General features: G+C 36.8%; 13 protein-coding genes. 6 read left to right on the top strand and 7 right to left on the bottom strand.

What is annotated here, in order from left to right; translation table 11 throughout:
- The first annotated feature begins 39 nt into the window (after positions 1-39).
- The 6 genes from bamA to lpxB all read left to right on the top strand — a co-directional run bounded on the left by bamA (position 40) and on the right by lpxB (position 6,930).
- Positions 40-2,436, top strand: a complete 2,397-nt coding sequence (bamA, locus tag ACFINA_RS05695; RefSeq protein ID WP_375607212.1) for an outer membrane protein assembly factor BamA — start codon at positions 40-42, stop codon at positions 2,434-2,436.
- 65 nt (positions 2,437-2,501) lie between these two features.
- Positions 2,502-3,548 (top strand): UDP-3-O-(3-hydroxymyristoyl)glucosamine N-acyltransferase, encoded by a 1,047-nt coding sequence (lpxD, locus tag ACFINA_RS05690; RefSeq protein ID WP_375614674.1) that lies wholly within the window; start codon positions 2,502-2,504, stop codon positions 3,546-3,548.
- Position 3,549: 1 nt separating this feature from the next.
- Positions 3,550-4,017, top strand: coding sequence for a 3-hydroxyacyl-ACP dehydratase FabZ (fabZ, locus tag ACFINA_RS05685; protein WP_375607210.1), 468 nt, complete (start codon positions 3,550-3,552; stop codon positions 4,015-4,017).
- Positions 4,018-4,041: 24 nt separating this feature from the next.
- Positions 4,042-4,866, top strand: a complete 825-nt coding sequence (lpxA, locus tag ACFINA_RS05680; RefSeq protein WP_375610638.1) for an acyl-ACP--UDP-N-acetylglucosamine O-acyltransferase — start codon at positions 4,042-4,044, stop codon at positions 4,864-4,866.
- 2 nt (positions 4,867-4,868) lie between these two features.
- Positions 4,869-5,741: an LpxI family protein gene (locus ACFINA_RS05675; protein ID WP_375615218.1), complete on the top strand. Its 873-nt coding sequence runs from the start codon at positions 4,869-4,871 to the stop codon at positions 5,739-5,741.
- A complete protein-coding gene (gene lpxB, locus ACFINA_RS05670) occupies positions 5,734-6,930 on the top strand; it encodes a lipid-A-disaccharide synthase (protein ID WP_375608541.1) in 1,197 nt (398 codons plus the stop codon). The genes ACFINA_RS05675 and lpxB overlap by 8 nt, the downstream gene beginning before the upstream one ends.
- 20 nt (positions 6,931-6,950) lie before the next feature.
- Here lpxB and ACFINA_RS05665 read toward each other — a convergent pair whose 3' ends face one another.
- The 7 genes from ACFINA_RS05665 to gltX form a co-directional block, all read right to left on the bottom strand.
- Positions 6,951-7,724, bottom strand: a complete 774-nt coding sequence (locus ACFINA_RS05665; protein ID WP_375608542.1) for an amino acid ABC transporter ATP-binding protein — start codon at positions 7,722-7,724, stop codon at positions 6,951-6,953.
- 79 nt (positions 7,725-7,803) lie between these two features.
- Positions 7,804-8,511, bottom strand: a complete 708-nt coding sequence (locus ACFINA_RS05660) for an ABC transporter permease (protein WP_375607205.1) — start codon at positions 8,509-8,511, stop codon at positions 7,804-7,806.
- Positions 8,511-9,230 (bottom strand): ABC transporter permease, encoded by a 720-nt coding sequence (locus ACFINA_RS05655; RefSeq protein ID WP_375607204.1) that lies wholly within the window; start codon positions 9,228-9,230, stop codon positions 8,511-8,513. Before ACFINA_RS05655 ends, ACFINA_RS05660 begins: the two co-directional genes overlap by 1 nt.
- Positions 9,231-9,309: 79 nt before the next feature.
- Positions 9,310-10,062 (bottom strand): transporter substrate-binding domain-containing protein, encoded by a 753-nt coding sequence (locus ACFINA_RS05650; RefSeq protein WP_375608543.1) that lies wholly within the window; start codon positions 10,060-10,062, stop codon positions 9,310-9,312.
- 494 nt (positions 10,063-10,556) lie between these two features.
- Positions 10,557-11,309 carry a transporter substrate-binding domain-containing protein gene (locus ACFINA_RS05645; protein WP_375615217.1) on the bottom strand — a complete coding sequence of 251 codons (753 nt, stop codon included), beginning with the start codon at positions 11,307-11,309 and terminating at the stop codon, positions 10,557-10,559.
- Positions 11,310-12,183: 874 nt separating this feature from the next.
- Positions 12,184-13,479 carry a citrate synthase gene (gene gltA, locus ACFINA_RS05640; RefSeq protein WP_375609502.1) on the bottom strand — a complete coding sequence of 432 codons (1,296 nt, stop codon included), beginning with the start codon at positions 13,477-13,479 and terminating at the stop codon, positions 12,184-12,186.
- Positions 13,480-13,743: 264 nt separating this feature from the next.
- Positions 13,744-15,174, bottom strand: a complete 1,431-nt coding sequence (gltX, locus tag ACFINA_RS05635) for a glutamate--tRNA ligase (protein WP_375608546.1) — start codon at positions 15,172-15,174, stop codon at positions 13,744-13,746.
- Positions 15,175-15,220 lie beyond the last annotated feature (46 nt).

Genomic DNA, 15,220 nt, shown 5'->3' with positions numbered 1-15,220 from the left:
GCATCATGTCCAAAGAACGAGAGTAAGGTAAAAAAGCCAATGACTACGAATTCAAAGTTTTTAAATGCAGCATCTGTATTGGTGTTAAAGATGGGGATGATTGCCCCTGCAACGGTTTTTATGTCAATTGCTGCGGTCGGAGAAATACAAGCGTCTGTAGTCCGCTCTATTGAGGTTCGTGGGAATAAGTTTGTAAGTTCTCAGGCGATTCGAGACAATATGGGGATTAAGGTTGGGCAAGGTGTTTCCAGTGGTGATGTTGATAGTGCTGTGAAGAACCTTTTCGAATTGGGTTTATTTTATGATGTTAAAATAAATCCGGTGGGTGATAAATTGGTTGTATTCGTAAAAGAATATGAGGTTGTCAATCAAATATTGTTTCAAGGAAATAAATCTTTTAAAGACCCAGATCTTAAGCGGTTTATTTCTTTAAAACCAAATGAGCCTTTTAATTCTGCTAAGCTTTCTGCTGATATAAATACAATTCGTGAGGCTTATAAAACTCTTGGTCGTAATAATATCACTGTTAACGTTCAAACGATTAACCTTGGAAAAGGGCGGGTTAATGTGGTATTTAATGTCGTTGAAGGGAAAAAAACAAAGATTGGTGATATCACTTTTAAGGGCAATAATGTCTTTGGAAGTCGCCGTTTGCGTGATGTGATTTCAACAAAAACTTCAGGAATTTTTTCGAAGTTGTTGGGAGGTGATGTTTATAGTGAAGAGCGCCTCGCTGTTGATGAAGAAGCTTTACGTCGCTTTTATTATAACCGTGGTTATGCAGATTTTCGTGTAGTCTCTTCTAAAGCAACTTTTGATGCAGCAAGCAATACGTATAAAATTTCTTTTGTTCTTGATGAAGGGGCGCGTTATAAAATTAGTGATATTCAAGTTGAAAGTGATGTTGATGGAATTGACGTTCAATCTGTAAAAAGGATGCTTAAAACCCAGCCAGGTAATGTTTATAGTGCAGAAGATATTGAACAGTCTGTTGCAACTATTAATAACAAAGTTGCTGATTCGGGATATGCTTTTGCTAAAGTTGAACCGCGGGGAAATCGTAATTTAGCAAATCATACAATTTCAATTTTATATAATATTGAACAGGGTACACGTGCTTATATTCAGCGTATTGATATACGTGGTAATGAGAAAACGCGTGATTATGTCATTCGTCGTGAGATTGATTTGAATGAAGGAGATGCCTACAATCAAACTTTATTACAGCGGGCAAAACGTCGTCTAGAAAGTTTAGGTTTTTTCAAAGCCGTTAATATTTCAATGGTTCCTACCGAGCAATCTGACCAAGTTGTTTTGGTGATAGATGTCGTTGAAGCTTCAACAGGAGATCTCTCTCTTTCAGGGGGGTATACAACGGGGGGAACAAGTCCTGGTATGTCACTTGAAGTTTCTGTTACTGAACGTAATCTTGGGGGACGTGGTCAATATGTTCGTTTAGGATTAGGTGCGGGGCAAGAAAAATCTCGTAATTATAATTTATCATTTGTTGATCCTTATTTCTTAGGGTATCGTTTATCTGCTGGCGTTGATGTTTTTCGTAGTACTTATCGTGCTGATAAAGCCTATGATGTACGGCAAACAGGTGGATCACTGCGGTTTTCGTTACCTATTAATAATCAATTATCTGCTAATGTAGCTTATTCTTATGTGCAGGAAGAATATGATTTTGGCGGAGAGTATGATTTTGACAAAGAGAGTGACATAATAGAATTATATGGGAAATATTCTGGTGCGATTGTTCAAGCTGCAAAACACAGCCCTTGGAAACGTTCATCAATTAGTTATGGTTTCACCTATAATACGATTGATGATATGAGATCCCCCCATGATGGGTGGTATGTGCATCTGCTTCAGGAATATGCAGGGCTTGGTGGGAGTGCAAAGTTCTTGAAGACCACGGGTAAGGCGATGATGTACAAGACTCTTTCTGACCAGAAGGATATTGTTGGTTTGCTTTCCTTTGGGGGTGGTTATATCCACGGAATGGGCCGAGATGGTGTTCGTATTTTCGATATGTTTAAGGCGAATACTGATATAATCAGAGGGTTCAAATATAATGGGATAGGCCCACGTCAGGTTTCCAATAAGGGTGAAGTTTATTTCTTAGGGGGAACAACATATATGAATGCGACTGCTGAAGTACAGTTTCCTATTCCTGTTGTGCCTGAAGGATTTGGGTTGCGCGGTGCTTTATTTGCGGATATTGCCACGCTTTATGGTAATAATTATAAGGCAGTTTTTAAAGGTGAGCCGCCTGTTACCAATACCAAAAGTGCTTGGCGCTCATCTGCAGGTGTGAGTTTGATGTGGGATTCTCCGTTTGGTCCTTTGCGTTTTGATTATGCTTGGCCAATAATGAAGCAGGAGGGGGATCGTGTGCAGCAATTAAACTTTGGTATTTCTACAAAGTTCTGATTTGAGCGATTTTAAGAAGGAAAAACTTGAAGAGAATAGCTTAAGCTGGGAGAGAAAGTGTTTTGATGGCGGATACATTTTTTTTTACGCCGTCCCGACGATTGACAGTTGCAAATGCTGCTGAGTTGACGGGTGCAAAGCTTCTTAATCCAGAGTTTTCTCATAAAGTTATCAATACTCTTTCTTCACTTGAGAGTGCTGTGGAGGGTTCGCTTGTTTTTGTAGAGCATCGGAAGTTTTCTGATGCTTTGCTGGATAGTTCTGCTGTTGCTGTTTTGTGTACGAATGAGATTGTTTTTAAAGTTCCCGAAACTATGGCAATTTTGGTGACATCCACACCACAGCGTGACTTTGCTCAGATTGGTCGTATTTTGTTTCCAGATTCTGTTAAGCCAATACCTTGGTTGGGGAAGAAGGGGATTTCATCGCATGCGCATATTCATCCAACGGCTAAGTTGGCGCATGATGTGTGTATTGAAGCGGGAGCTGTTATTGGTAAAAATGTTGAGATTGGTGCAGGAACTCTTATCTCATCCACAGCTGTTATCGGTGAAAATTGCCGTATTGGATGTGACTGCTATATTGCTCCTAAGGTAACAGTTCAGTGTTCTATAATAGGTGATAAGGTTCAGCTTTATCCTGGTGTTTGCATTGGGCAAGATGGTTTTGGTTATGTTGGGGGCGTTTCTGGAATCGAGAAAATTCCACAGCTTGGTCGCGTTATTATTGAGGATGGTGTAGAAGTTGGTGCGAACACGACAATTGATCGTGGAACATTTCAAGATACTGTTATTGGTGAAGGAAGCAAGATTGATAATCTTGTACAAATTGCCCACAATGTAAAAATTGGTCGCTATTGTCTTATTGCCGCTCAATGTGGCATTGCGGGAAGTACATCTATAGGGGATATGTCTCAGCTTGGTGGAAGTGTGGGAGTAGCTGATCACATCATAATAGGTAAATCTGTTCAGATTGCTGCTCGTAGTGGTGTTATGAATGACATTCCGGATGGCGAAAAATGGGGAGGTAGTCCAGCGCGACCATTTAAACAATGGTTTCGTGAAGTAGCGGCGTTGCGCAGTATGGGAAAAGTTAAAAAGGAGAAACGCTGATATGATCAGCAGTGAAAAAACTAAAAACTTAGAGGCTGTCGATATTGAAAAACTATTATCAATATTACCGCACCGTTATCCATTTTTATTAATTGATCGTATCGTTGATATTGATGGTGAACAAGAAGCGATTGGTATTAAAAATATAACGATTAACGAGCCACATTTTACAGGACATTTTCCCTCAAAGCCTGTTATGCCTGGAGTTTTGATTTTAGAAGCTATGGCACAAACGGCAGGAGCAATAGCACTTTTAAATTTAGGCAATAAGCAAACAAATTTAGTTTACCTTATGACGGTTGATAATGCGAAATTTCGTAAGCCGGTTATGCCTGGTGATCAGCTCAAGATTCATGTTCAGCTTTTGAAAAAAAGATCTGGTATGAGACGTTTTTCATGTGTTGCAAAAGTAGAAGATGTCCGCGTCGCTGAAGCAGAAATTGCTGCGATGATTGTTGAAAAAGAATAAACGATATTTGATAGGAATTTAAAAATGTCCGGTACGAAAATCCATCCAACTGCTCTTGTGGAGAAGGGAGCGCAGCTTGGTGAGAATGTATGCGTTGGGCCGTTTTGCCATATTAGTTCAGAGGCTGTTATTGGTGATGAATGTAGTTTGACAAGTCATGTTGTAATAATGGGAAAGACGACTTTAGGAGCTAAGAGTAAAGTATTTTCTCATGCAGTTTTGGGAGCTGAACCGCAAAATAATAAACATAAAGGAGGGGCTACGACTCTTTTTATTGGTAAGAATTGTACGATTCGTGAAGGTGTAACAATGCATAGGGGTTCCGATTCGAGTGTAGGAATGACAGTTGTTGGTGATAATTGCCAATTTTTTTGTTATGCGCATATCGCTCACGATTGTCATGTAGGCAATCATGTAACATTTGCCAATAACGTAATGATTGCTGGTCATGTTACTGTTGGTGATTATGTGATTATCGGGGGTGGAGCTGCTGTTCATCAATTTGTTCGTGTTGGACATCATGCATTTATTGGCGGTGTATCTGCACTAGTTGGTGATCTGATTCCTTATGGAACAGCTGTTGGTGTGCAGGCAAAACTTGCCGGACTTAATATTATTGGCATGAAGCGTGCAGGCCTTGGGCGTCAGGATATTCACGCACTACGTCATGCGGTTGCGATGCTTTTTGATCATAGCAAACCATTTAAAGAGCGTGTTAGTGATGTTGCTTCTTTTTATTCTTCTTCTCAGTCTGTTTCTGAAGTTGTTAATTTTATTAAAGAAGAAGGAAAGCGTTTTTATTGTACACCAAAATTTGAAGATAATAGAATAAAAGAACATAAGGATTAAAAATGCCTATTTACGGTGCCAGAAATTTTCTTTCCGGCCGTACTGCCGTTATAGCAGGAAATGGTGTTCTACCGATTACTGTTGCGCAGGTTCTTGAGAAGAATGGGCAAAATCCTTTTCTTGTACTTTTGCGTGGTGAAGCAGATTCTATTCTTTATCGTTATGAGCATTGCGAGCTATCAATTGTAGAGTTAGCACAACTCGTTAAAATCTTAAAAGAGGTTGGAGTTTATAATGTTGTTTTGGCAGGTGGTGTGAAAAAGCGACCACTTCTTAAACAATTGCGACTGGACTGGACAACATTTTTAGCTCTGCCTAAGTTAATCGGAGCTTTGAGGAAGGGAGATGATGCGTTATTAAAAGCTTTTATACGGATTATTGAAGCGTATGGTTTTTGTGTTATCGGTGCCCATGAAATAGTACCAGATCTTTTAGCTCCCATAGCATTTAATTTAACAATACGGCGTGCTACGCCAAAAGAGAAAAAAGATATTTTTTTAGCAGCAGAAGCAGCAAAACTTTTAGGTCAATTGGATATTGGACAAGCCGTTGTTGTTGTTCAGGGAAGGGTGGTTGCTTTGGAGGGCGCTGAGGGAACTGATAATATGTTGTGGCGTGTTTGTGAAATGCGAGAAAGAGGGCAAATTCCCTCTAAGGGTGGTGTTCTTGTAAAATGTGCAAAACCACAACAGGATAATCGCGTTGATTTGCCATCAATTGGTCCCGCGACAATAATGAATATTGCAAAGAGTGGTTTATATGGTGTTGCGGTGGAGGCAAATAGAAGTCTAATATTATCAGTGAAAACAACAATAGAAAAAGCCAACAAATATTCTCTATTTATAGAGACATTTGAGAAGTTTGGTCATGAATAATTGTTTCTTAAAGATTGCAGTGGTTTCAGGTGAGGAATCTGGTGATTTACTTGGGGCCGATCTAATTTCTTGTTTATCACAACAGATAGGATGCAATATTCATTTGATTGGTGTTGGGGGGAGCCATTTAAAGGCATTAGGCTTAAAAAGCTTTTTTGATTCCCATGATATTGCTTTAATAGGTTTAAAGGAGGTGTTGAAAAAACTACCGTTGTTGTTGCTACACATTCGCAATTTATCCAAATTTATTGCACAAGAACAACCTGATTGTTTAATTATTATTGATAGTCCTGATTTCACGCATCGTATTGCAAAAAAGGTACGTGCTTTAGCGCCTTCTATTCCTATCATTAAATATATTGCACCAACCGTTTGGGCATGGAGGCCAGAGCGTGCAAAAGCTATGTGTGGATTTGTTGATCATGTTTTAGCGGTTTTTCCTTTTGAAGAAAAGATTATGCAAGATTTGGGAGGCCCTGCCACGACTTATGTTGGACATCGTCTTTTGACATATCCTCCCCTTTTGAGAATTCAGTCAGAAAAAAAAAGCCAATTAGAACAAAGAAATTTGATCGATACACAAGCATTATCGCCTACATTAGTTATTTTGCCAGGATCGCGCAATTCAGAAATTCGTTCTTTAATGCCTATTTTTCGAGAAACAGTAGAGATTCTTGTACAACGTATTCCTCATTTACGTATTATTTTACCAACCTTACCTCATTTGGTAGATAGAATCCGGGACTTTGTGCAGGGCTGGAAAAGCAAGATAGAAATTGTAGTTGGTGAAGATGAAAAATGGCGTGCTTTTGCACAAGCAGATGTTGCTCTTGCTGCACATGGAACTGTTTCACTTGAATTAGCCTTAGCAAAAGTTCCTATGGTTCTTTGCTATAAACTTGATTTCTTTTCTAAATTATTTATTTTTCCTAAAATGATGTTATGGAGTGCTGCTCTTCCAAATATTATTGCTGATAAGCCTATTGTTTCGGAATATTTGAATGAATTAATCCGTCCTGGCATGTTAGCAAGACAGGTAGAACAACTTTTGGCTAATCCTTTATTGCGACAGGCACAACTTGATTCCTTTGAGATGGTAGAACAGAAAATGAAAACTGAAGTACCATCGGGGGTTGTTGGCGCACAAACAATTATCACTCTTTTTAAAAGTAGGAATAAAATTGTATAAATAAAGCAATATTTTAATGATTAATATTTAATTTTAGCAAGAAATTCACAAGCACGTTGGCTTTTAGGATTGGTAAAAAATTTTTCAGATGCTGTATCTTCAACAATTTTTCCGTTTTCTAGAAAGAGTATTCTTTCTGAGACTTTCCGTGCGAAGTCCATTTCATGAGTAACACAAAGCATTGTGATTCCTGTATCTGCTAATTGAGCCATTACTTGCAAAACTTCTCCTACACTTTCTGGATCAAGAGCAGAGGTTGGTTCGTCAAAAAGCATTACTTCAGGTTCCATACAAAGTGCACGGGCAATCGCAACACGCTGTTGTTGCCCACCAGAGAGTTGGAAAGGATATTTTTCACAGTGTTTTTCAATACCGACATGCGTTAAGTAATGAATTGCTCGTTCTTTTGCTTGTTGTTTGGAAAGACCTTGAACTGTCATAGGGGCTAAAATACAATTTTGTATAACGCTCATGTGGGGGAATAAATTAAAGTTCTGAAAGACCATTCCTATCTTACGGAGAACATTTTTTTGCTGTTGTACAGGGGCGGTATGGATATCAACGTTATGGATACGGATCGAACCTTTTTGTGCTTGTTCTAATTGATTAATACAACGAATTAACGTTGATTTTCCAGATCCGGATGGGCCACAAATAACGATATGTTCACCAGTTTGAACATCAAAGTTGATATCATGTAGAACCTGAAAGTTTCCGTACCATTTATTGAGGTTTCGAATGGAGATCACAGGGTTTTTATTGGGAGAGATCGATTGATTATTTTTCAAATTCATCTTGTTTTATTCTTTCATTGATGAATGAATTTATTAATTCAACATTTTGATTTGGTAAAGTTCTTTTATGATCATTTATTTATCGTAAATATCGAGTGAGGCGATGTTCGATAAAAACAATAAAACGATGAATGAGTTCAACAATAAAAAGATAGATAAGGGCTGCCCAAACGTAAACTTGAAAATCGAATGTACGTGAATAAGTGAGTTTAGCAATCCCCATTAAATCATAAACAGTAATAAGTGAGGCAATGGCACTGGATTTAATCATTAAAATCAACTCATTGCCTAGAGGGCGTAATGCTATAATCATTGCTTGTGGAAGAATAACTTTAAAAAATGTGACAGAGTTGCTTAAACCTAAAGCTTTTGATGCTTCACGTTGCCCAGTTGTTACGGATAAAAAACTTCCTTTAAAGATCTCAGATTGATAGGCAGCAGAATTGAGTGTAAAAATAAAAAGACAACAATACCACGCGTTTTGAAAAAACCACCATAGACCAACCTGTTGCCAAAAATTGTTCATTGAACCAAGCCCATAATAAAAAAGGAAGAGTTGGGCTAACAAAGGAGAGCCGCGAAAAAAATAGACATAAGCATTTGCGAAATATTGTAAAAACGTATTCTTTGATAAACGCGCAAAAGCGATAAGCATACCAAGGAAAAAACCAAGAGAACAAGAAATAGAAACAAGCTCAACAGTAACAATAAAGCCATCAACAAATTTGGGGCCATAACGGCTTAAAAGATCAGGATTAAAAAGGAAATAAAGCCACTCCGGAATCATTAACCTAGCACCTTTTTATAGCCTATTTGAGTGTATGTTTCCACATAGCGTAATATTGTAGAAAAAAACGCTGAAAATAATAAATAGAGTAAGCATGCTACAAGATAAAATAGCATGGGTTTATTGGTTGCCGCGACAGCTAAATTCGTTTGTCGCATGAGGTCAACAAGCGCGATAGTTGAAACGAGGGATGTATCTTTCAGTAAAGTAAGCCAATTATTAGAAAGTCCTGGTAAGGCATTTCGGATGAGCTGAGGGAAGACAATACGAAAAAATGTGGTTGATCGTGAAAGGCCTAAAGCTTTGGCAGCTTCATATTGACCTTTATCAAAAATATTAAATGCTCCAAGCCAAACTTCACAAGAGAAAGCTGCAAAAACCAGACTGAGTGCAAGGACACCAGCAACAAAAGCATTGATGCTGAACATGATTTCAAGATTAAAATAGTCAAAGGCATTTTGAATAAGATTTTGTAATCCATAGTAAACTAAAAACAGAGTTAAAAGCTCTGGTAATCCACGAAATACCGTTGAAAAGAGACGTGCTAGAGCTTTAGCTATCTTAATATTGGATCGAATCATTACTGCATTGAGAAGACCTAAGGGAAGCCCTAGAAGGCCACAACACAACGCCAATGACAATGTCATTCCTGCACTGGAAAGTATAACCGCTCCCCATCCACCATTGCTAAATGATAGCAATGCTAAATTTTCAATCATTCTTGTGTTCCTCATGAAAGAGTTAGATAATGTTTTTTAGAAATAGACAGTAGGTTGCATTTAAATATCACATTGATATTTAATAAACATCATTTGTAAAATATTTTCTCATAATTTTCTCATAAGTTCCATCCAAACGGATTTCTTTTATTGCTTCATTGAACTTATTTTTAAGATCATTATTATTTTGACGGATTGCAATTGCAACAGGAAACTTTGTTTCTTCCAGAGTTCCTAGGAGGAAACAGCAATCTTTTCCTTCATTTTTAAGCCAATTTAACGCTTCTAATTTATCAACAATAATCATATCAAGTCGATGATTTAAGAGGTCACGATTCATTTCTATTGTGGAAGGATAGAGTTTGATTTTTACCTCTTTAGAGGCATAATGATCTTCCGCATACAAAGCTTGTGTTGTATTGGATTGCACACCAAGATTTTTACCTCTAAAGCTTTGTGTTGAGAGTTCCTTAATTCCTGAATCTTTAGTAACAATGACAGCCAGTGCTGTGTCATAGTAAGGATCTGTAAAGTCAATTTTTTGTAAACGCTCTTGCGTATGAGAGAGAGAAGCAACAATAGCGTCATATTTTTTTGCAATAAGTCCGGGGATCATTCCCTCGAAATCTTGCGTGACAATAGTACACTCAACATTCATTTTTTTACAAAGTGCATAAGATATATCAATATCAAATCCCTGCAGTTTGTTATTTGAATCAATATAACTAAAAGGAGGATAGGTGCCTTCACTCGCAATTTTTAATGTTTTCGCATCAGCCAATTGGGCGAATAGCGCGGCGCTTATTATAAGAGCTCCAGCTAATAGTTTCATGATATTCTCCTATTGGATAAGCGGGCAAATATGAAATCGTCACGTTTTATAATCTGTAAGCTTTTTGGGAGCAATGCAAAAATTTATCGGCGTTTATTTTAGATCATTATGTTGCAGATTATTATCAAAAAATTATCTTTTTTATTGATTTAAAGAAAATGAATATCTTATTGCTTTTATGATGGCTTAATTTTCATAAAATGAGTGCTTTGCATTATCTCATAAATAAAAATCGAGAAATTTTCTTGCAAAATAAGGCTATTCAATTTGAACATGAAGAAAAAATTAGATTTTTATAAAATAAAAATACAATCTCAATTATTATTAGATTCCATGAAAGGTTTAAATATCGAGAAACAATTAAAAATTAACTTTTTATAAATATAAATTTTTCTTATAAAAATACTGGGTTTTCAATCATACTTGCATGTTCAACAAAGAGTTTGAAAATATTCCTTAAAATATAAAGCTTCAAGTTTAATTCATAGTGATATTTAATCGATATCGAATGCAAAATACTTTCTCATAATTTCATCATAGGTTCCATCGGCGCGGATTTCTTCTATTGCTTTATTGAACTTATTTTTAAGATCAGTATTATTTTGACGGAGTGCAATTGCAATAGGAAATTTTGTTTCTTCTAAAGTTCCTAGAAGCTCGCAGCAATCCTTTCCTTCATTTTCAAGCCAATTTAATGCTTTTAATTTATCAAAGATGATTATATCAAGCCGATGGCTTAAAAGGTCACGAGTAACTTCTATTGCTGTAGGATAAAGTTTGATATTCACTTCTCCAGAGGCATAATGGTCTTCTGAATATGAAGCCTGTGTTGTATTTGATTGTACACCAAGATTTTTACCTTTAAAGCTTTGTGTTGAGATCTCTTTAATTCCCGAATTTTTGCTAACAATAACAGCGAGTACTGTATTGTAGTAAGGATCTGTAAAATCAATTTTTTGTAAGCGCTCTTTTGTAGGAGAAAGGGAAGAAACGATAGCATCGTATTTTTTGGCAATAAGTCCGGGAATCATTCCCTCGAAGTCTTGCATGACGATAGTGCATTCAATATTCATTTTTTTACAAAGTGCATAAGCTATATCAATATCAAACCCTTGAAGTTCGTTATTTGAGTCAATATAACTAAATGGCGGATAAGAAGCATCACTTGCAATTTTCAGCGTTTGAGAATTGGCCGTTAGAGTAAACAGTGTTGCGCTTATTATAAGAGCTCCTACTAATAATTTCATTATGTTCTCCTATTAGATAAGCTGGCAAATATGAAACCATTATGCATTTTTATAATCTTTAAGCTCTTTGGGAGCAATGTAAAAAATTGAGTTGTTTTCATTATGCTGGATATTATTATCAAAAAAATAATTTATTTTTATCAAGCATGGGAATAGAAAATACAGGAAAGAAGTAAACCTCTTATCGCTTATATAATGAATTTTAATAATTTTATTTAAAAATCAGTAAATTATCTTTAAAAGAAAAACTATTAATTTAAATACAAAGAAAATTTTAGTCCTTAACAGGATAAAATATTATTATTTCCACTTTTTATATGAAATGCAGAATGTCAAAATAAATTTATTTTCTAACAATTGTGAAGATTTTCTTCTAAGAAGTTTGATTTTAGCCGATGATGTTTAAGATGAATGCCTGTATAGGATATAATCATTATAATAAGTTGATCTTTATAGCTATTCTTATAGAAAGAGTCATTTTGCATAGCAAATTTTAAGAGTGCATTTCATTTTCATTCTAATCTACTGTATTTGAAGAAGATAGAAAGAAAAATTCTGACATTGCTAAGTTTTAATATGTAATAAAGGTTTTAAATATGAGGGAATCATAGAAAATACGCTTCATTGAAAATAATGAGAATTATAGGGTAAAATTTTCAATTTTTTTTACTAAATGTGTAGCTAATTTTCAAAAGAGTATTATCAATTTATTGACAGAGCCAAAATTTAGAATTTTTTCGTAAATTTTTATAATGATGTTCTCTGGCGAGAAAGAGCTTTAAAATGAGGTTTTATAAAAATCCTTAAAGGATGCTTTTTGATCACTTTCAATAAAGCCTCAGTAAACTGAAGCTTTATTGATTGATTTATCTCTTTAATTTACACGTTCATCTATAGGAACATAGTCACGCATAGCATAACCTGTGTAAAGTTGTCGAGGACGACCAATTTTTTGGGCAGGGTCTTCAATCATTTCTTTCCATTGTGCCACCCACCCAACACTGCGTGCTAATGCAAAAAGAACAGTAAACATTTCGGTTGGAAAACCTAAAGCTTTTAATGTAATGCCGGAATAAAAATCAACATTGGGATAAAGCTTTTTCTCAATAAAATATTCATCACTTAAAGCAATTTTTTCAAGCTCTATTGCAATATCAAGAAGCGGGTCATCTTGAATGTTGAGTTCTTTTAAAACTTCATGACAAGTTTTTTGCATGATTTTTGCACGTGGATCATAATTTTTATAGACACGATGCCCAAAGCCCATAAGGCGGAAAGGATCATTTTTATCTTTTGCACGTGCAATAAATTCAGGAATTCTTTTAATAGAACCTATTTCTTGTAGCATTTTTAGACATGCTTCATTGGCACCACCATGTGCTGGTCCCCAAAGGCATGCAACACCTGCTGCAATACAGGCAAACGGATTAGCACCTGAGGATCCAGCAAGACGCACTGTAGATGTAGAAGCATTTTGTTCATGATCTGCATGAAGGATAAAGATTTGATCCATCGCTCGGGCAAGCACTGGATTTATTTTATATTCTTCACAAGGAACAGCAAAACACATATGGAGGAAATTTGCAGCATAACTAAGATCATTGCGTGGATAAACAAAGGCTTGTCCGATACTGTATTTATAGGCCATAGCAGCAAGCGTTGGAACTTTTGAGATAAGACGTACAGAAGCAATCATTCTCTGGTGAGGATCTGTAATATCAATAGAGTCGTGATAGAACGCAGACATAGCGCCAAGGCAGGCAACCATGACGGCCATGGGATGAGAGTCACGACGGAAGCCGTGGAAGAAACGTGAAAACTGCTCGTGGACCATGGTATGTTGCATAATACATCGATCAAAGTCGTTTTTTTCTTTCTGTGTTGGGAGTTCACCATAAAGGAGAAGATAACAACTTTCGAGAAAGTCTCCTTTTTCAGCCAATTGGTCGATAGGATAACCACGATAAAGCAATATGCCTTTATCACCATCAATATAAGTAATTTTTGATTCACAAGAAGCTGTTGAAGTAAAACCAGGATCATAAGTAAAAATATCGGTTTTTTTGTAGAGAGAAGCAATTTCGATGACTTCAGGTCCACTTGTGCCTTTACGCAGGGGAAGTTCTACTTTTTTATCATTCACAATAAGATGTGCGTTATTCTCAGACATTCGGTATTCCTTTCAGATCCTTCGCTTCTAAAAATTAAGACTCTGCTTCATCAGAGTAGGAGATATACAATAACTGAAGCTTTTCTTACTTATACTAAGGGCAGATTGCCTCTAAAAGTGAGTACATGCAATCTAAAATATTTCCTTAGCGATCATTATTACTCAATACAAATTGTATTTCAATGATATAACATAAAAAACTCTTTTAGATTGCGTTGAAATATTTGTATAGAGATCTATTTGAGGAGATCTATTCAGTACATATCATGAGTATATTTTTTTGATAAGTTGGTCTTTGATACGATGAAGGCATTCATCGCGTCCTAATAAAATAAGAATATCTAAAACTCCTGGCGATGTTGCGCGTCCTGTAAGAGCTGCGCGAAGTGGTTGGGCGATAGATCCAAATTTAAGATTTTCTGTTTGGGCATAAGAGCGAAGAGTTTCATCTAAAGCTTTTGTATCCCAAGAGGGGCAAGCTTTCAGGGCAAGATAAAGAGCGTTTAAAATGGTTCGTCCATTTTTATCTAAGAGCATTTGTGCTTTTTCATCAAGCTGTAATGGTCGTTGCGTAAAAATGAAGGCGGCATTATCAATCAGCTCGCACAGTGTTTTTGAACGTTCTTTCAAATGTGGGATTGCTTTTAAAAATTGAACACGGCGTTTTTCATCAAGTCTTTCAATGGTTTGTGCTCCCTTATCGGTTTCTGGTAGAATATCAAGAGCGGCATCAAAAAGTTCTTGATCATTGCTCATGCGCATATAGTGTCCGTTAATGGAATCGAGCTTTTTGAGATCAAAACGAGCAGCACCTTTGTTAATATCCTCAATATCAAACCAAGAAATCATATCTTCAAGTGATATAAGTTCGTCATCCCCGTGACTCCACCCTAAACGGACAAGGTAATTGCGCAAAGCAGCAGGAAGATATCCCATGGTTCGGTAAGCATCAACACCGAGCGCCCCATGCCGCTTTGATAATTTTGCGCCGTTTTCACCGTGGATAAGAGGAATATGTGCCATAACAGGAATATCCCATCCCATTGCTTTAAAGATGATTATTTGTCGGGCTGCATTGGTAAGATGATCGTCTCCACGTATGATATGTGTGATGCCCATATCATGATCATCAACGACAACAGCATGCATATAGGTAGGCGAACCATCAGAACGCAAAATAATAAAGTCATCAAGATCTTTATTAGGAAAACGAACATCACCTTGAACAAGATCATGTACTATGGTTTCTCCCTCTTGAGGGGCTTTGATGCGAATAACAGGTTTAACACCTTTAGGAGCTTCAGAACGATCACGGTCCCGCCAACGTCCATCATAACGGGGCGGGCGCCTTTCTGTACGGGCTTTTTCACGCATTTCAGCTAATTCTTCAGGTGAAGCATAACAATAATATGCTTTGCCATTCTTGACCAACTGCTCGGCGATTTGGCGGTGACGTTCTGCACGTTCAAATTGCGAAATAGGGGCGCCATCATAGTTAAGACCCATCCAATGCAAGCCATCTATTATGGCTTTTACAGCTGCTTCTGTTGAACGTTCCCGGTCTGTATCTTCAATTCGTAGAAGCATTTTTCCACCGGTATGTTTTGCATAAAGCCAATTAAAAAGAGCAGTACGAGCGCCACCAATATGAAGGAAACCTGTGGGTGAAGGGGCAAAACGGGTAATAACAGACACGAATATTTTCCTTTAAATTGAGATATTACTTATGGAACTTTATAGA

This window comes from Bartonella sp. AC10YNML (genome assembly GCF_042196825.1).
GTDB lineage: Bacteria > Pseudomonadota > Alphaproteobacteria > Rhizobiales > Rhizobiaceae > Bartonella.
The sequence above is the reverse complement of the archived record's forward strand: the minus strand, read 5'-3'. Positions and strand labels throughout refer to the sequence as shown.

Bases quoted from the DNA above. Each gene is read 5' to 3' on its own strand.
- bamA (WP_375607212.1), top strand. From the start codon at position 40: ATGACTACGAATTCAAAGTTTTTAAATGCAGCATCTGTATTGGTGTTA.
- lpxD (WP_375614674.1), top strand. From the start codon at position 2,502: ATGGCGGATACATTTTTTTTTACGCCGTCCCGACGATTGACAGTTGCA.
- fabZ (WP_375607210.1), top strand. From the start codon at position 3,550: ATGATCAGCAGTGAAAAAACTAAAAACTTAGAGGCTGTCGATATTGAA.
- lpxA (WP_375610638.1), top strand. From the start codon at position 4,042: ATGTCCGGTACGAAAATCCATCCAACTGCTCTTGTGGAGAAGGGAGCG.
- ACFINA_RS05675 (WP_375615218.1), top strand. From the start codon at position 4,869: ATGCCTATTTACGGTGCCAGAAATTTTCTTTCCGGCCGTACTGCCGTT.
- lpxB (WP_375608541.1), top strand. From the start codon at position 5,734: ATGAATAATTGTTTCTTAAAGATTGCAGTGGTTTCAGGTGAGGAATCT.
- ACFINA_RS05665 (WP_375608542.1), bottom strand. From the start codon at position 7,724: ATGAATTTGAAAAATAATCAATCGATCTCTCCCAATAAAAACCCTGTG.
- ACFINA_RS05660 (WP_375607205.1), bottom strand. From the start codon at position 8,511: ATGATTCCGGAGTGGCTTTATTTCCTTTTTAATCCTGATCTTTTAAGC.
- ACFINA_RS05655 (WP_375607204.1), bottom strand. From the start codon at position 9,230: ATGATTGAAAATTTAGCATTGCTATCATTTAGCAATGGTGGATGGGGA.
- ACFINA_RS05650 (WP_375608543.1), bottom strand. From the start codon at position 10,062: ATGAAACTATTAGCTGGAGCTCTTATAATAAGCGCCGCGCTATTCGCC.
- ACFINA_RS05645 (WP_375615217.1), bottom strand. From the start codon at position 11,309: ATGAAATTATTAGTAGGAGCTCTTATAATAAGCGCAACACTGTTTACT.
- gltA (WP_375609502.1), bottom strand. From the start codon at position 13,479: ATGTCTGAGAATAACGCACATCTTATTGTGAATGATAAAAAAGTAGAA.